This is a genomic window from Rothia sp. P13129, assembly GCF_048512865.1.
GTDB lineage: Bacteria > Actinomycetota > Actinomycetes > Actinomycetales > Micrococcaceae > Rothia.
In genome coordinates this window covers 214,862-239,479 of sequence record NZ_JBLXYA010000001.1, presented here as the reverse complement: position 1 = coordinate 239,479, position 24,618 = coordinate 214,862, and the positions used below count along the sequence as shown (strand labels likewise).

Here is a 24,618-nt window from a genome sequence, read left to right as displayed (position 1 = left end):
GTTAAAGCTGGTAATAGTTGTTTGTAAGGTGACGAAATAGCGTGTTATTAAGTGGGTTTATGTCCGAAACATTGCGAAAAATTCCGTAGCTATTAGCCTGTAAGTTGCTAGAATAAGAAGTACGAACGTGCGCTTATGTCACATAGCTGAACAAGCGTACCGTGAACACGCAGTCATCAATACCGGTGGCTATCTAACAAAACTCCAAGGAGTCCGCATGCCTATTGCAACCCCGGAAAAATACGCAGAAATGCTCGAAAACGCAAAGACTAAAGGTTTTGCGTACCCTGCAATCAACGTTACTTCCTCTCAGACGCTCAACGCTGCTATCGCAGGTTTCGCAGAAGCAGGATCTGACGGTATTATCCAGGCCTCAACCGGTGGCGCAGCTTACTGGTCTGGATCTAGCAAAAAAGACATGGTCGTTGGTGCACTCGCATTTGCCGCATACGCCAAAGTTGTCGCAGCGCAATACGATGTAAACATTGCACTACACACCGATCACTGCCCCAAAGACAAGCTAGACTCCTATGTTCTTCCCCTTCTCGAAGAATCTGAAAAAGCTGTAGCTCGTGGCGAAGACCCCATCTTCAACTCTCACATGTGGGACGGTTCTGCTATCTCACTAGAAGAAAACCTCGAAATCGCTCAGCAGATGATTGCACGTACCGCAAAGAACCACCAGGTTCTTGAGGTTGAAATTGGTGCAGTCGGCGGCGAAGAAGACGGTGTAGAAGGCGCTATCGACGACTCTCTCTACACCACTGTTGAAGACGCTATCAAAACTGTAGAAGCTATTGGACTTGGCGAAAAAGGCACCTACATGGCAGCTCTTACCTTCGGCAACGTCCACGGCGTTTACAAGCCCGGTAACGTGCACCTTCGCCCTGAACTTCTCAAAGAAATTCAGGAAGAAGTCGGTGCGAAGTACGGTAAAGAGAAGCCCTTCTACCTTGTATTCCACGGTGGTTCTGGTTCTACTGAGCAAGAAATTGCTGACGCTGTATCTTACGGTGTTGTCAAGATGAACATTGACACTGACACCCAGTACGCATACACCCGCCCTGTTGTTGGACACATGTTCTCCAACTACGACGGTGTTCTTAAAGTTGACGGCGAAGTCGGAAACAAGAAGACCTATGATCCTCGTGTATGGGGTGCTGCAGCAGAAGCTGGCATGAGCGCTCGCGTTGTTGAGGCCGCTCAGCAGCTTGGCTCTGTGGGAACATCTATCAAGTAGTTCTTGCAAGAATAACGTTTTATCGTTGTTACGGTGCGATAGGTTCACAATGTGAGCTTGTCGCACCGTATTTTTTATTGATTTTCTAAAGATTTTGTTGACTTTCTAAGAATATGAAGAGTAACATCGCTCACAAGGGTGAAGTGTTTTACCCAAAATGCATCGGCAATCCTAAGGAGAATCTGCGATGTCTGTAGAAACAACAACGGTGTTCGTTCTCGTATATCTTTTAGTGGCGCTTACGGTAGGAGCGCTGGTTGTCGCTGTGCTGGTAACTCAGCTTAAAAAGAACCTTCTTGCTATCAAATGGTACAAAACTCAGAACCTTGAGCAGGTAGAGCGCCCTGAAACATCAAAAAGAGATAGCGTTCTAGGTGTCAACGGTGCGACCTCTTTTGCCGAATAACGTAACTAAGTATTTTCTCTTAGAGGTAGCTAACTTTTATTAGATGATTAAAAAGCTGCTCGTCATCAATTTGTTGTGGCGGGCAGCTTTTCTTGCGTGCCGTAAATGAACTAAGGTCAGGGTAATCCTCGGTAGGATGACTGCGTATACTCCTTGCATAATAGTTGAGGGACAAAAAATTGTAATTACACAAAAAAGAGGGAAAAATATCATGTCTTTAGCCGGAAAAAATCTTCTAGACGGGCCTGCCCCCACCTATTTGCCAGAAGAAACGGAATTGCTTGCCCGCATTGAACAAGGGGAATCGCCTGAAGTGTTAGCGCAATCCTTTCCTAAATCGTCACTGGCTTGGGCGCTTCTTGCGGAAAAAACACTGGAGGAAGGTAATCTGATTCAAGGTTATGCTTACGCTCGTGTGGGATACCACCGTGGGCTAGATTCTCTCCGTGCTAATGGTTGGCGTGGGCACGGCCCCATACCCTATACTCACCTGCCAAACCGAGGTTTTCTCAAAGCCTTATATCTGCTGGGTGGAGCAGCATCTGCGATTGGAGAGTCAGATGAATCTGAACGTATTGAAAAATTCCTCAACGACTCTGACTCTGAAGCAGCACAACGACTAAAACAAACTTCCTAAAATATCTTTACCTGATACAAGCACAGTACGTCATAGGGGGTGGTGTTCAAGAATTTTGTTCTTGAACACCACCCCCTATGACATATGAACAAGCGGGAACTTACTTCACTAAATCAGGGAATGCATCTGCAACAGCTGGGAACGTAATTTTTCCGCTATCAGTGTTGAGTCCTGCTTGCAAGGAAGAATCTTCCGCTAACGCTTGATCAACGCCCTGTGCAAGCTTGAGGATATAAGGCAAGGTGGCATCGGTCAGTGCCACCGTAGAGGTACGTGGAACAGCCCCCGGCATATTTGCGACACAATAATGACGGATGCCATCGACCTCATAGATCGGGTCTTGATAGGTGGTTGGTCGGGAAGTCTCAAAACAACCACCCTGATCAATTGCTACGTCGATGAGCAATGCACCAGTTTTCATAGAAGACAGGTGCTCTCGGCGTACTAGCTTAGGAGCTTTTGCCCCAGGGACAAGCACTGACCCAACGACAACATCTGCCTCGGAAATCTCACGCGCAATATTGCGTGGAGTTGAGTTCAGAATACGAGCTGTAGAACCAAAAATAGTATTCAACTCGCGTACTCGAGGGCCGTATCCTTCAAGAATGGTGACTTCGGCACCAAGTCCTACGCACATCTGTGCCGCATGGGTACCAACATTGCCGCCGCCAAGGACAACAACTCGTGCCGGTGCAACACCTGGAACGCCACCAAGAAGGATGCCAGGGCCACCTTGGGAACCCAATAGATATTGTGCTGCGGCAGAGCCGGCAAGACGACCTGCAACCTCACTCATGGGTAGGAGTAACGGTAGGGCTCGCCCAACGCGTACTGTTTCATAAGCAATAGCACGTGTTTTTGCTGTTATGAGAGCTTGTGTGAGTGGTTTGTCTGCTGCAAGGTGAAGATAAGTAAATAGGGTTAAATCTTCGCGTAGATACTGGTATTCGGATTCAATAGGTTCTTTGACCTTGACGAGAAGTTCTGCGTTGTTCCATGCCTCATCTGCGCTGACAAGGCGTGCACCGGCTTCTTGGTATTCTTTGTTGCTAAAGCCTGCTCCGACGCCGGCGTCGGTTTCTACAAGAACTTCATGTCCCGCTTCGACGAGAGCGTGAACACCGTCTGGGGTCATGCCAACTCGTTGTTCTTGTGGTTTTATCTCGCGGGGTACGCTAATGCGCATGAGATCCTCCATTGGACTGAAATATACAAATAGGCCTTGTGTGACCTAAATATCATTCTCTAGCGGTTGCGCAAAGATAACAATTATGTGTGAGATACTTCACCTTTGGGTGGTTGTTTAATATGTAAAACACCGTCATGATGCCTAATCCAAGCATCTTTTATACACCTGTCGCTACGTCAAAACACCTCCTAAGAAACAGATACACTAGAACGCATGCGCTACACCTTCCTCGGACCATCTGGAACCTTCACCGAATCGGCACTCCTGAGTATTCCCGAAGCTCATACCAGTGAACGCTTCCCCTCACCCACCGTTCCTGCCGCCTTTAGAGCACTTCTCTTAGACCAAGCAGACGCGGCTATGGTCCCTATCGAAAACTCTGTCGAAGGAGGAGTCAGCGCAACGCTTGACTCTATCGCTCGTGAAAAAAGCTTGCGAATTATCCGCGAAGTGCTCGTACCCATCGAATTCTCCCTCGTGGCACGCAAAAATATCAACCTTGACGATATTCAACGTGTATCAACACATTCCCATGCATGGGCACAAATACGACAGTGGGCAGAACAACACATTCCACAAGCAGACTATGTTCCAGAGCAATCAACAGCGGCTGCCGCCATGGGTCTACTTGAAGATCACCCCACCTATGATGCTGCAGTCTGCGCACCAGCTGTCGCTCAAAACAACCCTGAGCTAACTGTCCTTGCAGAAAACATTGGTGACAACAAACAAGCTGTTACACGGTTTATTTTGGTTGCAAAAAACCCCGTTATCCCCGAACCTACTGGTGCAGATAAAACAACGCTGGTAGTTCCGTTGCCTCAAGATAAACCTGGAGCATTACTTAACCTCCTAGAACAATTCTCGACTCGTGGTATTAACCTTTCGCGTATCGAATCGCGTCCAACAGGACAGTTCTTAGGATCATACTTTTTCTCAATTGACGCTGACGGTCACCTCTTTGAATCACGGATGCAAGATGCGCTACGTGGACTCCATAGAATCAGCCCGCAACTCACCTTTTTAGGGTCATATCCTCGTGCGCTCTGCGAAAAAAATACTGTAGACCCTGTGCATACTGATAAGGCATTCTCTCAAGCTGAGCAGTGGGTAAAATCCCTACTGCAATAACCTATCCCCTTAGCTGACTATAAAATCACGGGGTGTATATTCCATCTTCAGAATACACACCCCACCATTTAGCTCTTATTCTGATTCTTGAGGATAAAGCGAAATCTTCACCGCGCCCGGTAAGACCTCCGCCTGTAAACGAATCGCATGAGGAAGAGTATCCCCATCAATCTCTACCGGCTGTTCTTCTCGAACGAACTTAATGTTTGCACTCTTGCCCACTACGTGCTCAAGAACTCGTCGGCGCTTATCGAATATTTGAGGACCTAGAACAAATTGCACCCCTACAATAATCCACTCACTCAAATTGCGAGGAGCCAGAATAATAACTTCTAGCTGACCATCTTGAGCATTTGTCGTAGACGTAAGATTTACCCCACCTTGCACCTGACCACAGTTAGCAATAAGAACTGAACGGACTTTACGTCGTATAGGAGGTCGATCATCTACTGTAATTTTGACAGACTTGCGTGGTTTGAGAAGATTTTTTAAACCTGCCTGCAAATACGCAACCCACCCAAATCTAGTTTTTAGCTTTTCATCAGTGTCATGCATAATTTGGGCATCAAAACCTGCACCACCCATGATGATGTAGCGCCGTTCAGTGATGCTCTGATCTCGATGAGTCATTGTCATCTGAATCATGTCAACTCGTTCGGGAGTCCCATACAAAGCAGTATTAACTGACTCTGCAACATCTCCATAGGCTAAGTTAAGATTGCGTGCGAGAAGATTACCTGTACCCATCGGCACAATACCTAACGTGGCCTCGCTGCCGGCTAGAGCTGAAGCAACCTCACGAACAGTGCCATCACCACCAATAGCTATAACGCGCTGTGCCCCATGCTCTAAAGCCTTTTGCGCAACGTGATAGCCGGGGTCTTCAACCGTTGTCTCATAAAATAATGCCTCTGGCCATTGCGCCTGAGCCAACTGTTCCTTGATGGTCTGGCAACTTAACTCTGCCTGAGGTTTCGTTGGATTAAAAATAACCGCAACCTTCTGAGGCTCTCCCGGTGACAGCATCACGTGTGATGGCTGGTATATAGGGAAAGCGTCTCGCCCTCCGTGTCTGTTGAGCATATTAAACGCCCATGTAGCGGCGCTACATCCTGCGCCTAAAGCGAGAGTGCTATAGATGACTATTTTCCGTGTGCTGATGTTCATGATAGTTAGCGTATCAACTATGGGGTGTGTGAATTTGAGCGAACCCGCAGTAATTGCGGTAAATTTATACCGTGATTGATATTAACCTTCTTCGTGAAAACCCAGACCTATTCCGTGAATCGCAGCGTAAACGTGGCGCTGATGAGTCTTTGGTAGACCAGATTCTTGAAGCTGATGCAACCCGCCGTTCTAGCATCACTGAATTTGAGAATCTGCGCGCTGAACAGAAAACATTCGGCAAGAAGGTCGCTCAGGCTCAAGGGGAGCAAAAACAGGCATTGCTTGCTGAGGTCAAAGAACTATCTGAACGTGTAGCCCAAGCAAAAACAGCTTCCGAAAAGGCACAAGCTCAGCAAGAAGAACTCCTCACTCGCATGGAAAACCTCGTTATTGACGGTGTTCCTGTTGGTGGAGAAGATGACTACGTTGTTCTCAAGACCGTTGGTGAACCTCGAAACTTTGAAGCAGAAGGTTTCTCTCCTCGTGACCATCTCGAGATTGGTGAACTAGTAGACGGTATTGACATGGTGCGTGGGGCTAAAGTCTCTGGCTCTCGTTTCTACTTCCTCAAAGGTCATGTTGCCCGTCTAGAGCAAGCCCTCTTGTTCATGGCTCTGGATCAAGCTGTTTCTGATGGGTTCACCATGATGACAACACCTACCCTCGTGCGTCCAGAAACAATGAATGGTACAGGTTTTAATGTCAAGCACGATGACGAAATTTACCGTTTAGAACGCGACGATTTATACCTCGTTGGCACTTCGGAAGTTGCCCTAGCAGGTTACCATGCTGACGAGATTATTGACTTCTCCCAGGGTGCAAAGAAATACCTCGGTTGGTCTTCTTGCTATCGCCGTGAAGCTGGTTCTGCCGGAAAAGACACTCGTGGAATTATTCGTGTGCACCAGTTCAATAAAGCTGAAATGTTTGTGTACTGCCCCGTAGAAGAGGCTGAAGATATGCACGCTCAGCTTCTGAAATGGGAAGAGCAGATGCTTCAAAAGTGCGAGCTGTCTTACCGTGTTATTGATACCGCCGCTGGAGACCTCGGATCTTCTGCTGCTCGTAAATTTGACTGCGAAGCATGGGTTCCTACCCAAGGTACCTACCGTGAGCTAACCTCAACATCAAACTGCACAACCTTCCAGGCTCGTCGCTTGAACATTCGTGAACGTCTTGCTGACACTGTTGATTCTTCTGGTAAAACGAAGAAGGGTGGCACTCGTGCGGTAGCTACGCTCAACGGAACGCTAGCAACAACTCGTTGGCTTGTCGCCATTCTAGAAACACATCAGCAGCAGGACGGTTCTGTCCGTATTCCTGAGGCCTTGCGCCCATATATGGGTGGGCTAGAGGTTATTCCTGTCGTTCAGTAGTGTTTGCTATTTTTATGGCTCATTAAAGAGGTAGTTCTTGGTTTTCAAGGGCTACCTCTTTTGTTGTATATGAGGTGTTATCGGGACACCCTCGAAAAATGTTCGTCTAGACGAACATTTAAGTTATACTCGTCAATACACACAGACTTCTAACTCTCAGATAACACAAGGCGTAGCCTTATCAAACCTCATGATGTGAAAGGTATTCATCGTGAAAAAATCACCTAAATTCCTAGCTCTGTGCACTTCAGCAGTCTTGCTCCTTAGTGCCTGCGGTGGTGCAGGCTCTCCCTCTGCAAAGAGCAGCGCAGAAGCATCAGCATCCAGCGGCAAACCACAGGTTCTTACCACCTTCACCGTTCTTCAAGACATCGCCCAAAACGTTGCTGGTGACCACCTAGAGGTCAAATCCATCACCAAACCTGGCGCAGAAATCCACGGCTACGAACCAACCCCCGGTGATATCGAAAAAGCAACCCAAGCAGATCTCATCCTCGACAACGGACTAAACCTCGAGACATGGTTCGAAAAATTTGTTCAAAACACCGATGCGCCCCACGTCAAAGTTAGTGAAGGCGTCCCAGAAATCAGCATTACCGAAGACGCTTATGCTGGTAAACCAAACCCTCACGCATGGATGAGCCCGCTCGTCGCCAAGAAATATGTCGATAATATCGCTGACGCATTCGTAAAACTCGACCCAGCACACGAGTCTGACTACCGCGCCAATGCCTCCGCTTACCAAGAAAAACTACAAAAAGTACATGACGACCTCGTCGCAAGTATCTCCACTATCCCCGAAGAACAACGAGCACTCGTCACCTGTGAAGGAGCTTTCTCCTACCTCACTAAAGACGCAGGACTTCAAGAAAAATACATCTGGGCAGTAAATTCTGACGCTCAAGCAACACCTTCACAAATCGAATCAGTTGTTGAATTCGTCAAAGACAAAAAAGTCCCTGCAGTATTCTGCGAATCCACCGTTTCTGACAATCCCATGCAACAGGTTGTTACCGAAACCGGAACACCTTTTGGTGGAACACTGTACGTAGACTCCCTCTCTGAAGAGGGTGGACCTGTTCCGACCTATCTAGACCTGATCACCTACGATGCACAGACCATCTCTAAAGCTCTAACTCAGGAAAAGTAAAAAAATATTATGAGCGCCATCAAAGTTACTGGGGTTTCTGCCCATTATGGTTCCGTCCACGCCCTCGACGACGTTAACTTTAGCGTCGAACCAGGACGTATTTGCGGTTTGATTGGGATGAATGGATCAGGAAAATCAACCCTTTTCAAAACCATGATGGGAGTACATCGTGACTGTACAGGTACTGTTACCCTTGACGGTCATAGCCCACAACAGGCGCGTTCGACTGGAGTCGTCAGTTATGTTCCTCAAAGCGAAGAAATAGATTTCACCTTTCCGGTATCTGTTCGTGATGTGGTTTCAATGGGAACATACTGGCGACTCGGAACAACTCGCCGCCTCGATGCTCAAGCAAAACAGGCGGTTGCACGGGCATTAGAACGTGTAGAACTTACAGACCTCGCAGAACGCCAAATTGGTGAACTCTCGGGAGGTCAGCGGAAACGAGCTTTTGTTGCGCGTGCGATGGCGCAAGGAACAAACATTTTCTTGCTTGACGAACCCTTTGCAGGGGTCGATAAGCGTTCTGAAAAGATGATTGTTAGTCTCCTCAATGAGTTAGCACAAGATGGGGCAACTATCCTCGTTTCTACCCACGACTTAAGCTCTTTGAGCCAGTTAGCAACCGAAGCAATTCTGTTGCGACGCACAGTGCTTGCTCATGCTGATGTCGAAACAGTTCTCCGCCCCGAAAACCTCATGAAGGTTTTTGGTACGGACGTTCTATCACCCCAGTAACTTTTCTTTTCCCCCTCATAAACCAGCCCGCATTAACTAACCAACAATGCGGACAGAAAGCGAAACTGTCATGCTTGATTTTCTTCTTTCCCCGCTTAGCCTAGGGCTGATGCAGCGCGCTTTTGCTGTAACTATCGTTGCAGCACTAGTCTGCTCAGTGCTTTCTTGTTGGTTGGTTCTTGTGGGTTGGTCTTTGATGGGGGACGCTATATCTCATGCTGTGCTACCTGGTGTTGTCTTTGCCTATATTCTTCAAATTCCTTTTGCGATTGGTGCACTTGTCACAGCATTAGTGGCGGTGATGCTCATCGGGGCTGTCGGTTCTCATCGAAAGATTCGTCAAGACTCTGCCATGGGTATTGTCTTCACGACACTCTTCGCTTTAGGTATTGTGATGGTTTCTGTAACACCTTCACACATTGACCTGAACGAAATCATCTACGGTAACGTTCTTGGTGTTAGTGTCGCTGCTCTTACTCAGGTGTGTGTGCTAGCTGCTCTTGTCACAGGCGTTTTACTTTACAAACGTAAAGATCTTACTCTCTACGCTTTTGATCCTTCATACGCTGCCGCTATTGGTCTATCTACTCGCTTGTTATCGGGTATTTTGTTGTTTTCGCTGGCGTTAACATCTGTTGTTGCGTTGCAAGTTGTTGGTGTTATTTTGGTGGTTGCAATGCTGATTATTCCAGGTTCTACCGCACGTCTTTTGACAAATAAATTCACAACAATGCTGTGCTACTCAGTGACTTTTGCATTAGTCGGCTCTATTAGCGGACTATACATTAGTTACTATATTGATATTTCTCCTGGTGGGGCAGTGGTGCTTACTCAAGGAGTCATGTTTGCGGTAGTCTTCATCTCAGAGCGTATCTATACTAAGATTCGCACTCAATCACAAAAATCTTCTTCCCTTGCTCAGAGTTAAGTTCAATACTTTTTGCTGAACCTTCATGGCGAACTTGTATATCTTCTAGGTTCCTGCTGCTACGTACAAGAATAGTCTTTCCTGGAACGAGTTGGTGTTGAATAAAAAAGCTGAGAATATTGGCATCTTTATCACTAACACGTTCTATTCTGAGGCGCTGTGGATCTTGGCAGCAATGTTCTAGAAGATAGTCTGTGAGGGTGCTCTGTTCTGGGTTATCTACCGTACCGTCTTCGGCAGGGATAGGATCTCCGTGAGGGTCACGGGTGGGATGTCCTAGTAGTGCATCGATGCGTTCAATCATGATATCTGAGACAGCATGTTCTAACACCTCTGCTTCATCATGAACTTTGTCAATAGGGTAGTTGAGAACCTGCACAAGAAACGTCTCTAAAAGGCGGTGTCGACGAACCATCGACACCGCATATTTTTTCCCTAGCTCTGTTAGCTCAATTGGAGCATATGGGCGATACGAAATGAGACCAGCATTCGCCAACCTTCTGAGCGCGTCAGAAACACTCGAAGGCCGATTACCTGTTTTTTGTGCAAGTAATGTTGTCGTTGCGACGTGCTGAGACCACTCCGATATTCCCCAGATTTCTTTAAGATAGTTTTGGGTGCTTTCAGATAAATCAGAAAGAGACATAGGAATATACTAACAGGAGAGAATACTCGCTAATACTCCAGTATGATGGGTAGCCTATTGAGCGGGTAGAGTCTTTGAACGACCGCTATTTTTACCTTGAACCCACCATAAGAAAAGACACCTGAAACTATGATGGAAAAACTACGAGTCCACCCGCCTGTCTCAAGTAGCTGGGTTCTTGAACCGAATACCCGCTACTTGATTGCCATAGACATTGACGGGACTCTGGTGCATCACGACGGGACCTTAAGCGATGCCGTTAAAAAAGCTGTTCAAGATGTTATCTCAGCTGGTCATGCCGTAATTATCGCGACGGGGCGTTCTCGTCAAGCAGCACTTCCCGTTGCACAACAGCTTGGTATCGCCGAAGGATATATGGTGACCTCTAACGGTGCGGTTACGCTCGAGCTCTCTGACAAAAATGGCGGCTACCACGTCATTGATAGTGTGGCATTTAACCCACAGCGCGCATTGAGCTTATTACAGGAGAAACTTCCTTATGCTCAGATGGCGTTGGAGACCATCTCTGGCGATATTTATGCAACAGACGATTTTGAAGACGGATCTTTTGGCGCATCATCGATTCCTGTAACAAAAACAGATCTTCTCGAACATCGTGAAGCCACCCGTGTTGTTGTCTTCGCCGAAGACGTCGACCCTCAAGACTTTAAAAAGGCCATCTATGCCGCAGGACTTCACGGAGTGAACTATGCAGTGGGATGGACCGCATGGTTAGATATCGCTGCACACGGTGTGTCAAAAGCATCATCTTTAGAACAACTACGACGTACCCTCGGCATTGATCCCGCCTATACGGTTGCTATTGGCGATGGGCATAACGATAAAGAGATGTTACGTTGGGCAGCTCGTGGAGTTGCCATGGGACAAGCCCCTGAGGAAGTGATTGCTGTTGCGGATGAGGTCACTACTAGTGTCTATGATGATGGCGTAGCACGTACTTTAGCGACGCTTCTTTCTTAGGCGATACTGTATGAGACTTTATTATGACCCCGATTGCGGTATTTGCACTCAAGCAGGCCATTGGCTTGCTCAGCAAGAGGTAGGTGCTGACATTCTTCCGGCCTGGAGCGATGAGGAGTTTTCTTCGAAGGTTGACCCTCAACGTTTTTCTCGAGCTATTCCCCTTGTGACAGATGACGGACATACCGTTTATGGTGTGGTTGCGGTAGGTCTTGTTCTGAAGACGAGTCAGCACCGTTCTTTGCGAGTTTTAGGGCGTTGCTTGTTGTCTTCTATGGGGCGTTTGCCTGCTGAAAAAGTGTACGCTCTCATCGCAGAGAATCGCTGGCGTCTTCCCGGATCTACCTGTTCTTTGCCACGACGTTCGTAAGAGTTCTAATGCTTTGGCGTCAGCCGATGGATAGAGCTGAGGAGCTCTTGAAGTACTGGTAACGCTGCTTCCTGCTCATGCCATTGTGCTCTAACTAGTGTTTTACTGACTGCTTGTGAACTGATACCGAGGGCTTGTGCTACTGCCTTTTGCTGCCCTCGCACACCTGGGATGAGTAAGGATATGACGCGGTTTTCGGCTTCTGAGCGTTCTGAGCAGACTCGATAAAGCAATCGTGCAATACCTGTGGCATGTTGTGAAAGTTTTTGGTCGTTACCAAGTACCACAACGTATTTTGAGGGTGCTCCGGTGGGTGCTTGTTCTACGGCAAGACGTGAGTAGCTGATAGCGTCTCCGGAACATTCTGGTGTGCCGATAGCGCCGAGAGCCATCGCAAATCGTGGGACGCGTAGCCCTCCCACCCCAATACCAATCCAGTACCCGTTGTAGAGGGACCCGAGTAGGAACGCTCGTGTTGCATGTTCTGGGTGATCGAACGCGCCTTGTACTTCGTCGGGGTAGGTTTTGGTGAATGGGACGAACGGTTCTAGAGCGTTGAGTTTTTCGCAGAGCTCTTCGAGGGGAAGAGCTTTTGCGCCTTTGCGGCGAATAAAGGTCAAAACATACACGAGTTAAGTATGCCAGTCTTTGCGCTTAAAAGAGGCGTAGCTTACTCCCAGAAAAAGGAGTCGTAGTGTTTTCCTTGGAGGGTGAGTTCGTCTTCGAGGATATTTCTACAGGTAATGGGTAGTGCTATGCACTGGTATTGTGCGTCATCGCCGAGATAGCCTGTGGCGTATTCGAAATGTTCTCTTATGGGTGCGATGTCTTTGCATAGTTGCAGTATGTGTTGGAGCGTTTTTGCTGAACTGAAAATCCAGAATGAGTTTTCGTCTGTGAGTTGGAAGAGGGCGAGTTGGTGGTTTGGCAGTGTGGGTCCTTTCAGATGTATCCAGCCTCCGAGGGCCCCCGGCCCGTCAGGTGGACAGATGGGGTCATATTCCCATGATGGTGCGTTGTTGAGCCATGGGGGCGTGGTGGGGTAGTAGAGGGTTCTCTCTGGATGTGTGGGCCAATGGGTTTGCAGAAGGAGCCCTTCTGTGATTGTCTCCCAGAAATTTTGGCTGGTCAGGGGTGTGGCGAGTGAGCTGATGAGTTCTTCTGATGCGTGTTGCCCCCAGTATGTTGTTGTGGTGGGTGTTTGGGTGGAGTGTATGAGTTCTTTAATGGTTGCTAGCTGTGCTGATTTTCCAAGGATTATGGTGAGGTTTTCTTGGTGAAATAGGTATGGGGTGTGTTCTTGGAACTCTTCTGAACTCATGGTGTCTTTCGTGCTATGAGGGTGCCTGTTCGTGGACGAGCTTGTGGTCTTGTTGTACTGATTTTAGCGGTCGTGGTTTGTGCTGTGGGGGTAGTGCCAAAACCTGTGTATTCGTCAGTGGGTGCAGGGAATTGTGTCGTTGCGTGGCAAAAATATTGTTGTTTTAAAGGTCGGTAAATAGGCGGTAAATGCTTAGGTAACAACGTCTTGTGGGAATGAGCTTGTCATGTCAAAGTCAAATTTTTAGGTGAGATATTAATAAAATACATATTTTTCATTTAATTGCTTTTATGTCGATTAAGAATGCAATGGTACGGATGAATATATCTAATGTTCGAATAAATAATCGAATATATCTCATATTCTGAATTGATTTTCGAAAAGCTGTGAATAGTGGTGAACGAAACGCCAAGAAAGCGCATCTAATTATCGAACAAAACCTGTGAATTTCTCTCAAATGTGCCCCTCGTTAGCCATAATGGCAAACTAAGCCATCTGTGTATTTGTGCAAGAAAACGCATATATAGCACAGATTTTTAATTGAAATATAGAGACGCTAAGCAGTGTTCGAATCCTGTGAATTATCGAAAATATGGACACAAAAATCACAAAAAACCATAAAATATCCATAGAATTTGATAACGATTCTATAAAGTTGTGTACGCACATTGTCCGTTATTACAGCATTCCAAAAGATCGCCATCGGAGAAAGACATGTCAAATACAGAACTCAGTTCTCTCAAGAGTCTTCTTCCTAACCGACGCCAGGTAGGAAAAATTGCTCTTGCGGGACTCGGCGCAACAGCGCTAGGTAGCACCGCTGCCCAAGCCGCTTATAGCGATATTCGACGAGTAAGTACCGCATACCGAAATGCAGATGCGCAGCGCTTACTCAACCTCATCAACCAATATCGCGCACAATACGGGCTCCAACCCCTGCAACATTCAGCAACCGTTGCATCCGTGATGGACATAGAAGCTCGGCGCCAATTTATTCAGGGCTACTTCTCGCATGGCACCCAATTCATGTACAACCCCAAAGTGCGCGGATACAGCTTTGTGCGCGAAGTCATCGCACTATCCTACAACGGGGATATCAGCCAACTTCTAGCATTCTGGAAGAGCTCACCGCCGCACCGCGCCGCAATTCTTGCTCCACAAGCAAACACCTGCGGAATCGGACTATGCTACGGTAACGGACGCGGACTCCCTTGGCGAGTCCTCGGAAACGTCGGAATCTACCGCTACGAACGTGGACGTGGACCATCAGACATTCAACCCACTATCGCTGGCGGAAGCCGTATCGCAACACAATCCACACAGCCAACCTACGCCATCAAAGGCGGAATCGGTGCAAGCTACCATAACGGCGGCGGCGAAGCTCGATTCGGCGTCCCCATCATGAACGAAAAAGGTGGACTCGTCGAAGGGGGCATTTACCAGAACTACAGTAAAAACGGCAACATCTCCCAATTCCTTTGGACCGCAGACACCGGCGCGTACCCAGTGCACTTTGAAGGTGATATTGGTCGGTACTGGGCACGACACGGTGAAGAAAATGTCCTAGGATACCCCCTCATGTACGAAACAGGCGGGCTCATCGGTGGTGGCGCATACCAGCGATTCAAACGAGGAAATCGCGTCACCAAAATTATGTGGCACCCACGCTACGGCGCGCACCCCATCCTCGAATACGGTGCAATCTCCGCAGAATGGAGCCGCAATGACTACGAACGCGGATACGGATACCCCATCACCGGAGAATATCGCCACGGTATTGAAGTGCACCAGCGTTTCAGCAAAGGCTACACCATCGCCTGGCATTCACGCACAGGACGTGTGCGCTCCTTCAAAAGCTAAGACACGGTACAAAACTTCATCCATATAAAGCTTTGGGTGTGAACCAATATTGGTTCACACCCAAAGCTTGATGTGTTTAATGCACCTAACGCTGGACTAAAACAGCTACCGCACGATCCAATGTTTCTTTAGCCCCACCAATATCGTTGATGTCATTAGTGATAAACGAATACACCAAAGTTTTATCGGAAGCAGAACGTGCATAACCCGATAAAGAAATCACAGAATACAAAGTTCCAGTCTTCGCACGCGCATATCCCTGTGCCTGCCTTGTATCAGCAGCACCAAAACGTGAAGCTAACGTACCCGAACCACCAGCAACCGGAAAACCGTCTAACGCCAATGTTGTGTGAGAAGACGAGTCAGCAATAGCTTCAAGTACCTGAACAATCATCTTATTGGTGACTTTGTTATCACCCGAAAGACCACAAATATCTACCGGATGAAACCCCGTCGTATCAATACCATTTTGTTCTAACGTCTCTTGAATTGAGGTACGTGCTTGCTCAAAGGAGCCTTCACGGCCTAAAGAAACCGCAAGATTACGTCCTAAAGTCTCTGCCAACATGTTATCTGAATGTTGCATCATATACGCTGCCTGCTCAGCAACCGTTGCCGAACTCACCTGAGCAAGAACCTCTGAATGTTCTGGTGCGTTTGTTTCCTCCCCCATAGAGAAACTTAGATTTTTCTGCGCACCTAACTCGTTGAGTAAAGACACAAAATAACGGTGTACTTCCTGTCCTGCTTGTGCCGGTCGGGAGCGAGAAGCCTTCCCCTGAGCATCAGGAGAATAATGAGAGTAGAACGCAATAGGGCTGACTGCAGAGACCTCCCCAGCATCAATATCTCCTTGCGCCCACGCCGGATTAACCGAAGGCCCCTGATAGATAGACGTATCAAGATTGACACGATAATGAGAAGACCCCTGTGATAGCCCCTGAATTACTTTCTGAGCAAGCGTCCTTAAACCTGCATGACCTACAACATCGTCAGGGCGCGATAAACCAGTTCCTAAAAGAGTGTCTCCGCCCGCTACAAGAGTCAATACATGGTCTTGACGACGGACACTTGTTTCATAACGTGCGGTCGGATCAACCCGCTGAAGAAGAGCATAATCGACAAGAATTTTCAGGTTAGATGCTGGAACCCTCTGCTGTTCAGCACCACGCTGATAGAGCACTTCACCCGAATCTTTATCAATCACTAATCCCGTCACGTTCCCGTCAGGTAAAGAGTCTAAAATCTGGTCAAGAGTTTGCGTAAGAGTCGCTGTTTGAGAGCTTACTGAAGAATGAACAGCAGAAGGAATCTGAACAGGCTGAGGGCTAACATACGAAGACGTTGCACCATCAGCTAAAGTATGGGCTGACTGTACGTGAGGAATTGCCCACGCCCCAACACTTAGCGTTGCAACACCTAAAACGCTAGGTAATATCCATTGACGTTTCTTTGATGTCTCTGACGAAGACATAGATTCCTCACCATTCATATATTCTCCCAACACTATTCACCAGCAAAAGTCACGAACGTTAGACTATAAGAGAATAGCCGTAAAAACTCAGGTATATCTCATGTCTAGGTTAGACTGTACACCGATATGCTAAACGTATCTGCAACAGGTACGCCCCAACTCACAACATATAAGGAGACCTCATGGAACTTGACGTCACCCTCGAAATCAATCGCGGTTCACGCGTAAAGTACGAAATCGATCACGAAACCGGACGTCTACGCCTTGACCGTGTTCTATTCACCTCAATGCAGTACCCCACCGCATACGGATACTTTGATAACACCCTTGGTGAAGACGGCGACCCACTGGACGCAATGGTCATCCTCGACGTTGACGTTATCCCCGGAGTTGTTGTTGAAGCTCGCCCCATCGCAGTCTTCAATATGACTGACGAAGCTGGCGGAGATGCAAAAGTTCTCTGCGTTCCTGCCGATAAACGCTATGACCACATCCAAGAACTTGAAGACGTTTCTGAACAGCTCAAAGCAGAAATTCAGCACTTCTTCGAACGCTACAAAGACCTCGAATCCGGTAAATGGGTTAAAGGTGAAGGCTGGGAAGGCCGCGAAGCTGCAGAAAAAATGGTTCAGGAAGCTATCGACCGCCACAACGCATAAATTCATGCGTTAGAGGTTAAGCACTTCTAACCAAAACCTATAAGGTGTCATGGGCAAGAACATGTATCTTGTCCATGACACCTCTTTATTTATAGACGATATAAAACGAGTAAAACTTTTCTAAGGTTCGCCTCTATTGCCAGAGATAAGCCGCCTTATGGAAAGAACTACAGCAAGCAGATACCTTGAACAATCAACATCTTTCTGAAACGTGCAACGTGTGTTGAGTGAAGAACTAAAGGATAAGAAAGATGAGAAAACTGTGGTATAGAGTAAAGAACAATGACTCAAAAAAATACTCTTTCTCACCTTGTAGCTTGGGATACAGCAGCCCAAGTTGCTGCTCAGCTTGTACCTGCTGGACCTCAAAAAACAGTTCAAGAGATGACTCGTGCTGTAGAAAGTATCCGTTATGCGGCTTTAATGTCAGTGGAGCACGTACACCGTATCACTCAACTTGAGGTAGCTCACCAGCTCACAGATTCACAAGTTCTCGTTGTAGACCGCCCCACATGGTCTAAAGCAAACACACAAGCATTCTCAACCATGCTTAACACCGAACCGTCTTCACGTCTAGCACAGAAGATGAAGAAACTAACAAAAACCCAAAAAACATTAGTCAGCTATGCAACAGCAACTGAAGTTGGTGCCGTGCTCGCTTATCTTTCCACACGAGTACTAGGACAATACGAACCATACGCTGCCCGCGCCGGGTACGGGGCATCGGGTGGACGGCTCATGCTCGTAGCCCCCAATATCCTTGCACTAGAGGAAGAACTTCACCTCGATCCCGAAGATTTTAGACTATGGGTCTGTTTGCACGAACAAACACACCGTGTGCAGTTTGCCGCTGCGCCGTGGCTTGATGAGTATATCCTTCAACTCGTGCACCGCCTATCTTCAGATTTAGGGTCGAACACTGAAGAGCTCTTTGGTCGTGTTATCCATACAGCGAAAACTTCCTTGGGTCACTCTACTTCTTCTCAATCAGAGGCAAATTCTTTGGCTCTTAACGATTCTGCCCATAAGACGCTTTCTGAGGTGACTGCTGTGATGAGTCTTCTTGAAGGTCACGCTAACGTTGTCATGGACTCTATTGACGCATCAGTAGTTCCTAGTATCAAAACTATTCGCCAACGGTTTAACCGTCGCAGCCAAACACACACCTTCTTCCACAAAATAGTGCAAAAACTCTTTGGCATGGAACGAAAACTTCAACAATATAAAGACGGACAAAAATTCGTTCAATACATTGTGGACGCTCAGGGCATGGACCGTTTCAACATGATGTGGGAACGCCCTGAGAATCTTCCTACTGAACAAGAAATACATCACCCCCAGCAGTGGATTGATAGGATGTTAGCGTCAACGGAACGCGTCATCCCTTGGGCAGGAGAATAACTCATGCAAAACGGACGACGAGGACGTTTACATCCGGCAGTAGGACGCGCACGCACCCTTCTTGAACAAAACATCAATCATTTTTTGGGACAAACACTTATTCACGCTTCAGGTAAAGCGCGTCCACAAGAGAATCCTCCACTTTTTTTGGTGGGTTGTTCTGGTGGCCCTGATTCTTTGGCGTTAGCGTCATTGGCAGCCCACTTTGTACGTCGTGGTGAGATACGTATCGGTGCAATAATTGTTGATCATCAGCTTCAAACAGGCTCTGACGAAGTCGCTGCACAGGCTGCACAAACATGCCGTGATATGGGATTGTCTCCGGTGCTTGTACGTTCTGTTACTGTTGACGCTGACCATGAGGGACCTGAAATGGCGGCACGTATTGCGCGATATGCGGCGTTTGAAGATGCCGTTAAAGAAACTGGTGCACAAGGAATTATGCTTGCACATACGTTAGACGATCAGGCAGAGACAGTGCTTCTTGGTTTAGCGCGAGGGTCGGGTACAAAATCTTTAGGCGGGATGAGTCCGGTGCGTGTTCACCATGGTGTGAATTATCTCCGTCCTCTGCTGAATTTACGTCGGTATGAAGTCGAACAAATTTGTGTTGCTGAGGGTTTAGACCCGTGGTATGACCCTACGAACCTCGACCAGAGCCTTATGAGAGCGAAGGTCCGTCATAGTATTCTTCCTTTTTTGGAAGAGCATTTAGGTGGTTCTGTTGCTCTCTCATTGGCCCGTACTGCTGCTATTAGTGGCCCTGACGCACAGTATCTTGAAGAAGAAGCTGAGAGAGTTTTTGCTCGGGTACAGCTTGAACTCTCGGCGGTAGGTGGAGTTGAATCTTTGAATCTTCCTGCCGGCACTCCCTCGCAGAATGTCATGGTGATTAACCGTTATGCGTTGAGTCAAGAACATCCAGCGTTACAGCATCGAGTATTATCTTTGGCTGTTCGTTCTTTGGGCGGAGAAAATCCAAGTTTTGAACGTTTACAAGCATTAGGAGAACTCTTGTGCGGTCACACTATTGCTGGCCCTATACAGCTGGCAGGTAAGGTGAGTGCTTACCGTCGCCGTCCACCTGCGAAAGTTACAGTGGAACTTCGTTCATCTGCAGAGAAAAAAGAGATTCTTTTGAAAGAAACTGGGGTTATTGTTTTACTCACCACCGTGTAAGCTCCATACTTAAAGAACGAATACCGAGAAAAACATGTTTAGGTGCCGGTTTGCTTTAGCGCAGCTATCTGCTAGACGGTACACTAATTTTCTACAGCCCCCATATCAATCACAAAGGATTAGAGGAATCGTGAAGGCAGAAGACGTACAGGACGATATCAAACACGTTCTTTTCACCAAAGAAGATATTGACGCAAAGATTAAAGAACTCGCTGCACAGATTGATAAAGATTACGCAGGTAAAGAAGTTCTTCTGGTAGGTGTTCTCAAAGGTGCAATTATGGTGGTTGCAGACCTCTCACGAGCATTGAGCACCCATTACACCATGGACTGGATGGCTGTTTCTTCTTATGGTTCTGGAACAAAGTCTTCTGGTGTTGTTCGTATTCTCAAAGACCTTGACACCGACTTGACTGGACGTGATGTTCTGATTGTCGAAGACATTATTGATTCTGGGCTTACTCTTGCGTGGCTTCAACAGAATCTCATTTCTCGTGGTGCAAACTCCGTTGAAATCTGTGCTCTTCTGCGTAAACCAACATGCGTTAAAACTGATGTTCAGTGCAAATATGTTGGTTGGGATATCGACCCTGAATTTGTGATTGGTTACGGTTTAGACTTTGCAGAACGCTACCGTAACTTGGACTGTATTGCGACTTTAGCTCCGCACGTCTATTCCTAAATACACCTAAGAATCTCCTCTTGTACGGTGCGAACGAGATAAAAATAGTACGCTCGCTCGCACCGTAAAATTTTAGCCTTGAGGGGAACGCACCTGACTGAACGGGAACTTAACAGGTTTCACCTGTACATTAATGTGCAGAATAACCTCTGCCCCTATAGTGGTTGCCTCGTGCTTCTACTAGACGGGTAGTCACCCATATTTGGAGGATTACCGCATTGGCGCAAAAAACCAATAAGAACCCAGAAGAAGATAAAGGGTTCTTCAGCAAGTTCATCTCAGGACCATGGTTCTGGGTGGTGCTCGCTTTAGCCATCTTCGCGACTTTTTCGATTACCTCGATGTTTAACGGTTCAAACCGTGTCGATACGAATGTCGGCTTAGAGTTATTGAAGAACGATAAAGCTGTGAGCGCGAAAATCTATGATGGCGATCAGCGCGTAGATTTAGAGCTTAAAGACGACTATTCCACTCCTAAGGGGCAGAATCTCGGAAAGAATGTCACATTCTATTTCGTAAATGCTCGCGCTGGTGATGTGGTTCAGGCTGTGGATAATGGAAAACTGAAGAGTTACACCGATCAGCCTGTACAGAATAACTGGTTTACTTCGTTACTGACATTCTTTGCACCTTTTGTTCTGATTGCTTTATTGTTCTGGTTCTTGATGTCTCGAGTCAGTTCTGGCGGCTCTCAGATTATGAATTTCTCGAAGTCTCGTGCAAAGAAATTCAATAAAGACAACCCGACCGTACGGTTCTCTGATGTTGCCGGTGTTGATGAAGCTCTCGCGGAGCTTGAAGAAGTGCGTGAGTTCCTTGCTGAACCAGAGAAATTTACTCGTCTTGGCGCAAAAATTCCTAAGGGCGTTCTCTTGTATGGCCCTCCCGGTACCGGTAAGACTCTTCTTGCGAAAGCTGTTGCTGGGGAAGCTGGAGTTCCGTTCTACTCTATTTCTGGTTCTGACTTTGTGGAGATGTTCGTGGGCGTGGGTGCTTCTCGTGTGCGAGACCTCTTCAAAGAGGCTAAGAACCATAAATCTGCCATCATTTTCGTTGACGAAATTGACGCTGTAGGTCGCCAACGCGGTGTCGGTATGGGTGGCGGTAACGATGAGCGTGAGCAGACTCTAAACCAGCTTCTTGTTGAGATGGATGGTTTTGACGGAACCTCAAATATCATTGTGATTGCTGCAACGAACCGACCTGATGTGTTAGACCCTGCTTTGTTGCGTCCGGGCCGTTTTGACCGTCAAGTTGGAGTGGATGCTCCTGACTTGAAGGGTCGTCAGCGTATTCTCGAGGTGCACGCGGCGGGTAAGCCTATTGACCGCCGTGTAGAGCTGTCTTCTGTGGCGAAACGAACCCCTGGGTTTACCGGCGCCGACCTCGCAAATGTCATGAATGAGGCTGCCTTGTTGACAGCTCGTGATGGTGGAAACGTGATTGATGAGCGTGCCATTGATGAGGCTATTGATCGTGTGATGGCTGGGCCTCAGCGATCTTCTCGCATTATGAAAGAACATGAACGAAAAGTTACCGCTTATCATGAAGGCGGACACGCCTTGGTTGCGGCTGCTTTGCGTAATTCTTCTCCAGTAACAAAGATTACGATTCTTCCTCGTGGGCGTGCGTTGGGCTACACCATGGTGATGCCTGAGGACGACAAATATTCGACAACTCGCCATGAGCTACTTGATCAGATGGCTTACGCCATGGGCGGACGTGCAGCAGAAGAAGTTGTCTTCCACGATCCTTCGACCGGTGCTTCGAATGATATTCAAAAAGCTACTGAAACAGCTCGTAAGATGGTTACCGAGTACGGCATGAGCTCACGTATCGGTTCTGTTCGTCTTGCTGCTCGTGAGTCTGATCCGTTCCTTGGCGGTGGTGCTGGTGGAGGCAATAACTTCTCGGATGAACTTGCTTATGTGGTAGACCAAGAAGTTGCTGCTTTGCTTGAGAACGCTCATGATGAGGCCTTTGAGATTCTGACCGAGAACCGAGATGTTTTGGATCGTCTTGCCTATGCTCTTCTTGAGAAAGAAACTCTTCTTGAGAAAGAGATTGCAGAGATTTTCAAGGATGTTCGTAAACGTCCTGAGCGTTCACATTGGTACTCTAAAACAACTCGTGAACCTTCTTCTTTGCCCCCAGTAAAGGCTCCTAGCGAGGTGGACGGTTCTTCAGAAGATTCGCAAGAGAATGAGCCTATTGTTCAACAGCCTGTGATTGATACGGATTCTTCTCCGGTTCAGAAGCCTGTGACAGATGTAGACCCCGCTCCTGGTATGGGCAATGATAACGGTGCTCAAGGCCCAGATGAAAGTCCTTGGGGTGGTGCACGCTAATGGCAGTGGATCAGCCTCGTATTGAAGCAGCTGTTCGCGAGATCCTATTAGCGATTGGGGAAGACCCCGATCGTGAGGGTCTTGTCGACACCCCTGCTCGAGTGGGGCGTGCCTATGCAGAGATGTTCTCTGGTTTGCACGATGAACCCGGCCATATTCTGGGGACGACTTTTGATATTGACCATAAAGAACTAGTGCTTGTGAAGGATATTCCGTTTTATTCTACGTGTGAGCATCATCTTGTACCGTTTTTCGGTCAGGCACATGTGGGCTATATTCCGGGGGATTCTGGGCAAGTGACGGGTCTTTCAAAGTTGGCTCGTACCGTGGACTTATTCGCTAAACGTCCGCAGGTACAAGAGCGTATGACAACGGAAATTGTAGATGCTATTGAAAAGTATCTACGTCCTGCTGGTGCGATTGTTGTTGTGGAAGCTGAACATATGTGTATGGCAATGCGCGGGGTTCGTAAACCGGGTGCTAAGACGGTGACGAGTGCTGTGCGCGGTCAATTACGTGCTGAGGCAACTCGTGCTGAGGCAATGAGCTTGATTAATAGTTCTCGCTCGTAGTTCCGGAAGTTTGTGAAGAATCTTCTGCCGATGCAAGGGTGAGGGCACCTACGAAAATATCGTAGGTGCCCTCACCCTTATGCGGTGTGTACTTGTGCGTATTCTTGTGGTGTCTGTATGTTTTAGTTGCTATCGATAAATTTTTAGAAAGTGGGCGTTGTGGTGTCTTCTGTGTTTTCTTCTTCTGGTACTCATGTGATGGGTATTCTGAATGTCACTCCTGATTCTTTTTCGGATGGTGGTGAACACTATACGTTGCAAGAAGCAGTAGACCATGCATACCGTATGGTTGAAGATGGCGCCACGATTATTGATATTGGTGGTGAATCAACTCGACCTGGTTCTACTCGTATTTCAAGTGTTGAGGAACAGGGTCGTATTTTGCCTGTTCTTGAGAAATTACGTGATATTCCTGCTTTTTTGAGTATCGATACGCTTAATCCCGATACGGCTCGTGTTGCGGTTGAAGCTGGTGCAGACATTATTAATGATGTTTCGGGAATGAATCTTTCGGAGCAGATGATTGATACGGTTGCGTCACTGGATGTTCCTTATATTTTGACTCATGCTCGTGGTACTTCTGCGACGATGAATGATTGTGCCAGCTATGAGGATGTTGTTGATGAAGTGTTTTTTGAGCTTCGTTCTTTGCGTGATCGTCTTCTTTCTGGGGGAGTGGCGTCGAAGAATATCATTCTTGATCCTGGTTTAGGTTTCGCAAAAGTTGGTATGCAAGATTGGCAGTTGTGTGCGTCGATGACACGTTTTCGAGAGCTGGGGCATCCGCTATTGATTGCTGGATCTCGTAAGCGCTTTCTAGGGCGTTTATTGGAGGTTGAAGATTGTCAGCGTGCTGAACGCCTGGGTGTTGAGCCTCGGGGTCGTGCTGTTGATGAGCGTGATGCGGCGACGGCAGCGCTGAGTGTTATTGCTGCGTTAAATGGTGCGTGGGGTGTGCGGGTTCATGATGTTCGCTCTAGCGCTGATGCTCTTGCTGTTGTTCAACAAGTGAGAGCGTATTCTTCGGAAATGTGATGTTTTTGTATGGATGAAGCGACATGAGGTGTTTTTGACCTAAAAACATGTGTGAGCTTAACCTCTATTCCAAGCGCATTTAGTTCGTTTTTTAACTTTAAAACCTTGCAATGGTGCGGAAGAGGGGG

24 protein-coding genes are annotated in these 24,618 nt (G+C 47.4%); 18 read left to right on the top strand and 6 right to left on the bottom strand.

Going from position 1 to position 24,618, the window contains the following annotated elements:
- The first annotated feature begins 217 nt into the window (after positions 1 to 217).
- The 3 genes from fbaA (at position 218) to ACN081_RS01120 (ending at position 2,283) form a co-directional block, all read left to right on the top strand.
- A complete protein-coding gene (gene fbaA / locus ACN081_RS01130; protein ID WP_419103221.1) occupies positions 218 to 1,240 on the top strand; it encodes a class II fructose-bisphosphate aldolase in 1,023 nt (340 codons plus the stop codon).
- Between the two features lie 187 nt (positions 1,241 to 1,427).
- A complete protein-coding gene (locus ACN081_RS01125) occupies positions 1,428 to 1,646 on the top strand; it encodes a hypothetical protein (protein WP_419103171.1) in 219 nt (72 codons plus the stop codon).
- A gap of 211 nt (positions 1,647 to 1,857) precedes the next feature.
- Positions 1,858 to 2,283: a DUF3151 domain-containing protein gene (locus ACN081_RS01120; protein WP_419103170.1), complete on the top strand. Its 426-nt coding sequence runs from the start codon at positions 1,858 to 1,860 to the stop codon at positions 2,281 to 2,283.
- A 100-nt stretch (positions 2,284 to 2,383) separates the two neighbouring features.
- On the opposite strand, the gene ald is transcribed toward ACN081_RS01120, so the two are convergent.
- Positions 2,384 to 3,469 (bottom strand): alanine dehydrogenase, encoded by a 1,086-nt coding sequence (gene ald, locus ACN081_RS01115; RefSeq protein WP_419103169.1) that lies wholly within the window; start codon positions 3,467 to 3,469, stop codon positions 2,384 to 2,386.
- A 216-nt stretch (positions 3,470 to 3,685) separates the two neighbouring features.
- On the opposite strand from ald, the gene pheA reads away from it, so the two are divergent.
- On the top strand, positions 3,686 to 4,603 hold the full coding sequence (gene pheA, locus ACN081_RS01110; RefSeq protein ID WP_419106682.1) for a prephenate dehydratase: 918 nt from the start codon (positions 3,686 to 3,688) through the stop codon (positions 4,601 to 4,603).
- A gap of 75 nt (positions 4,604 to 4,678) precedes the next feature.
- Here the strand turns inward: pheA and ACN081_RS01105 are convergent, their stop codons facing one another.
- On the bottom strand, positions 4,679 to 5,770 hold the full coding sequence (locus tag ACN081_RS01105) for a diacylglycerol/lipid kinase family protein (RefSeq protein WP_419106681.1): 1,092 nt from the start codon (positions 5,768 to 5,770) through the stop codon (positions 4,679 to 4,681).
- Between the two features lie 71 nt (positions 5,771 to 5,841).
- Between ACN081_RS01105 and serS the strand changes: the two genes are divergently transcribed.
- From serS to ACN081_RS01085, 4 genes are all read left to right on the top strand, one after another.
- Positions 5,842 to 7,146, top strand: coding sequence for a serine--tRNA ligase (serS, locus tag ACN081_RS01100; RefSeq protein ID WP_419103166.1), 1,305 nt, complete (start codon positions 5,842 to 5,844; stop codon positions 7,144 to 7,146).
- Positions 7,147 to 7,357: 211 nt separating this feature from the next.
- Positions 7,358 to 8,296, top strand: coding sequence for a metal ABC transporter substrate-binding protein (locus ACN081_RS01095; RefSeq protein ID WP_419103165.1), 939 nt, complete (start codon positions 7,358 to 7,360; stop codon positions 8,294 to 8,296).
- A gap of 9 nt (positions 8,297 to 8,305) precedes the next feature.
- Positions 8,306 to 9,034: a metal ABC transporter ATP-binding protein gene (locus tag ACN081_RS01090; RefSeq protein WP_419106680.1), complete on the top strand. Its 729-nt coding sequence runs from the start codon at positions 8,306 to 8,308 to the stop codon at positions 9,032 to 9,034.
- A 70-nt stretch (positions 9,035 to 9,104) separates the two neighbouring features.
- Positions 9,105 to 9,962, top strand: coding sequence for a metal ABC transporter permease (locus tag ACN081_RS01085; protein WP_419106679.1), 858 nt, complete (start codon positions 9,105 to 9,107; stop codon positions 9,960 to 9,962).
- On the opposite strand, the gene ACN081_RS01080 is transcribed toward ACN081_RS01085, so the two are convergent.
- Positions 9,913 to 10,608 carry a metal-dependent transcriptional regulator gene (locus ACN081_RS01080; RefSeq protein WP_419106678.1) on the bottom strand — a complete coding sequence of 232 codons (696 nt, stop codon included), beginning with the start codon at positions 10,606 to 10,608 and terminating at the stop codon, positions 9,913 to 9,915. The two genes, ACN081_RS01085 and ACN081_RS01080, sit on opposite strands and share 50 nt — an antisense overlap.
- Positions 10,609 to 10,737: 129 nt before the next feature.
- Here ACN081_RS01080 and ACN081_RS01075 point away from each other — a divergent pair, with 129 nt between their 5' ends.
- Together ACN081_RS01075 and ACN081_RS01070 are read left to right on the top strand one after the other, a co-directional pair.
- Entirely contained in the window at positions 10,738 to 11,589 is an 852-nt protein-coding gene (locus ACN081_RS01075; protein ID WP_419106677.1) for an HAD family hydrolase, read from the top strand.
- A 10-nt stretch (positions 11,590 to 11,599) separates the two neighbouring features.
- Positions 11,600 to 11,959, top strand: coding sequence for a thiol-disulfide oxidoreductase DCC family protein (locus ACN081_RS01070; RefSeq protein ID WP_419106676.1), 360 nt, complete (start codon positions 11,600 to 11,602; stop codon positions 11,957 to 11,959).
- Between the two features lie 5 nt (positions 11,960 to 11,964).
- On the opposite strand, the gene ACN081_RS01065 is transcribed toward ACN081_RS01070, so the two are convergent.
- Together ACN081_RS01065 and ACN081_RS01060 are read right to left on the bottom strand one after the other, a co-directional pair.
- Positions 11,965 to 12,588, bottom strand: coding sequence for a recombinase RecJ (locus ACN081_RS01065; RefSeq protein WP_419106675.1), 624 nt, complete (start codon positions 12,586 to 12,588; stop codon positions 11,965 to 11,967).
- A 41-nt stretch (positions 12,589 to 12,629) separates the two neighbouring features.
- Entirely contained in the window at positions 12,630 to 13,280 is a 651-nt protein-coding gene (locus tag ACN081_RS01060; protein WP_419106674.1) for a hypothetical protein, read from the bottom strand.
- Between the two features lie 714 nt (positions 13,281 to 13,994).
- On the opposite strand from ACN081_RS01060, the gene ACN081_RS01055 reads away from it, so the two are divergent.
- The gene (locus ACN081_RS01055; protein WP_419106673.1) at positions 13,995 to 15,140 is read left to right on the top strand and encodes a CAP domain-containing protein; all 1,146 of its coding nucleotides are present in this window, start codon (positions 13,995 to 13,997) and stop codon (positions 15,138 to 15,140) included.
- Between the two features lie 85 nt (positions 15,141 to 15,225).
- On the opposite strand, the gene dacB is transcribed toward ACN081_RS01055, so the two are convergent.
- A complete protein-coding gene (dacB, locus tag ACN081_RS01050; RefSeq protein WP_419106672.1) occupies positions 15,226 to 16,614 on the bottom strand; it encodes a D-alanyl-D-alanine carboxypeptidase/D-alanyl-D-alanine-endopeptidase in 1,389 nt (462 codons plus the stop codon).
- Between the two features lie 182 nt (positions 16,615 to 16,796).
- Here dacB and ACN081_RS01045 point away from each other — a divergent pair, with 182 nt between their 5' ends.
- From ACN081_RS01045 to folP, 7 genes are all read left to right on the top strand, one after another.
- Positions 16,797 to 17,273, top strand: a complete 477-nt coding sequence (locus tag ACN081_RS01045) for an inorganic diphosphatase (RefSeq protein WP_419101111.1) — start codon at positions 16,797 to 16,799, stop codon at positions 17,271 to 17,273.
- 282 nt (positions 17,274 to 17,555) lie between these two features.
- On the top strand, positions 17,556 to 18,674 hold the full coding sequence (locus tag ACN081_RS01040; protein ID WP_419106671.1) for a zinc-dependent metalloprotease: 1,119 nt from the start codon (positions 17,556 to 17,558) through the stop codon (positions 18,672 to 18,674).
- A gap of 3 nt (positions 18,675 to 18,677) precedes the next feature.
- On the top strand, positions 18,678 to 19,853 hold the full coding sequence (gene tilS / locus ACN081_RS01035) for a tRNA lysidine(34) synthetase TilS (protein ID WP_419106670.1): 1,176 nt from the start codon (positions 18,678 to 18,680) through the stop codon (positions 19,851 to 19,853).
- Positions 19,854 to 19,983: 130 nt separating this feature from the next.
- Positions 19,984 to 20,535 (top strand): hypoxanthine phosphoribosyltransferase, encoded by a 552-nt coding sequence (gene hpt, locus ACN081_RS01030; protein ID WP_419103153.1) that lies wholly within the window; start codon positions 19,984 to 19,986, stop codon positions 20,533 to 20,535.
- Positions 20,536 to 20,753: 218 nt separating this feature from the next.
- Entirely contained in the window at positions 20,754 to 22,883 is a 2,130-nt protein-coding gene (gene ftsH, locus ACN081_RS01025; protein WP_419103152.1) for an ATP-dependent zinc metalloprotease FtsH, read from the top strand.
- Positions 22,883 to 23,455 (top strand): GTP cyclohydrolase I FolE, encoded by a 573-nt coding sequence (folE, locus tag ACN081_RS01020; RefSeq protein WP_419103151.1) that lies wholly within the window; start codon positions 22,883 to 22,885, stop codon positions 23,453 to 23,455. The genes ftsH and folE overlap by 1 nt, the downstream gene beginning before the upstream one ends.
- Positions 23,456 to 23,617: 162 nt before the next feature.
- Positions 23,618 to 24,490, top strand: a complete 873-nt coding sequence (gene folP / locus ACN081_RS01015) for a dihydropteroate synthase (RefSeq protein WP_419106669.1) — start codon at positions 23,618 to 23,620, stop codon at positions 24,488 to 24,490.
- The last annotated feature ends 128 nt before the right edge of the window (positions 24,491 to 24,618 follow it).

Bases quoted from the DNA above. Each gene is read 5' to 3' on its own strand.
- fbaA (WP_419103221.1), top strand. From the start codon at position 218: ATGCCTATTGCAACCCCGGAAAAATACGCAGAAATGCTCGAAAACGCA.
- ACN081_RS01125 (WP_419103171.1), top strand. From the start codon at position 1,428: ATGTCTGTAGAAACAACAACGGTGTTCGTTCTCGTATATCTTTTAGTG.
- ACN081_RS01120 (WP_419103170.1), top strand. From the start codon at position 1,858: ATGTCTTTAGCCGGAAAAAATCTTCTAGACGGGCCTGCCCCCACCTAT.
- ald (WP_419103169.1), bottom strand. From the start codon at position 3,469: ATGCGCATTAGCGTACCCCGCGAGATAAAACCACAAGAACAACGAGTT.
- pheA (WP_419106682.1), top strand. From the start codon at position 3,686: ATGCGCTACACCTTCCTCGGACCATCTGGAACCTTCACCGAATCGGCA.
- ACN081_RS01105 (WP_419106681.1), bottom strand. From the start codon at position 5,770: ATGAACATCAGCACACGGAAAATAGTCATCTATAGCACTCTCGCTTTA.
- ACN081_RS01090 (WP_419106680.1), top strand. From the start codon at position 8,306: ATGAGCGCCATCAAAGTTACTGGGGTTTCTGCCCATTATGGTTCCGTC.
- ACN081_RS01085 (WP_419106679.1), top strand. From the start codon at position 9,105: ATGCTTGATTTTCTTCTTTCCCCGCTTAGCCTAGGGCTGATGCAGCGC.
- ACN081_RS01080 (WP_419106678.1), bottom strand. From the start codon at position 10,608: ATGTCTCTTTCTGATTTATCTGAAAGCACCCAAAACTATCTTAAAGAA.
- ACN081_RS01075 (WP_419106677.1), top strand. From the start codon at position 10,738: ATGATGGAAAAACTACGAGTCCACCCGCCTGTCTCAAGTAGCTGGGTT.
- ACN081_RS01070 (WP_419106676.1), top strand. From the start codon at position 11,600: ATGAGACTTTATTATGACCCCGATTGCGGTATTTGCACTCAAGCAGGC.
- ACN081_RS01060 (WP_419106674.1), bottom strand. From the start codon at position 13,280: ATGAGTTCAGAAGAGTTCCAAGAACACACCCCATACCTATTTCACCAA.
- ACN081_RS01055 (WP_419106673.1), top strand. From the start codon at position 13,995: ATGTCAAATACAGAACTCAGTTCTCTCAAGAGTCTTCTTCCTAACCGA.
- dacB (WP_419106672.1), bottom strand. From the start codon at position 16,614: ATGTCTTCGTCAGAGACATCAAAGAAACGTCAATGGATATTACCTAGC.
- ACN081_RS01045 (WP_419101111.1), top strand. From the start codon at position 16,797: ATGGAACTTGACGTCACCCTCGAAATCAATCGCGGTTCACGCGTAAAG.
- ACN081_RS01040 (WP_419106671.1), top strand. From the start codon at position 17,556: ATGACTCAAAAAAATACTCTTTCTCACCTTGTAGCTTGGGATACAGCA.
- tilS (WP_419106670.1), top strand. From the start codon at position 18,678: ATGCAAAACGGACGACGAGGACGTTTACATCCGGCAGTAGGACGCGCA.
- folE (WP_419103151.1), top strand. From the start codon at position 22,883: ATGGCAGTGGATCAGCCTCGTATTGAAGCAGCTGTTCGCGAGATCCTA.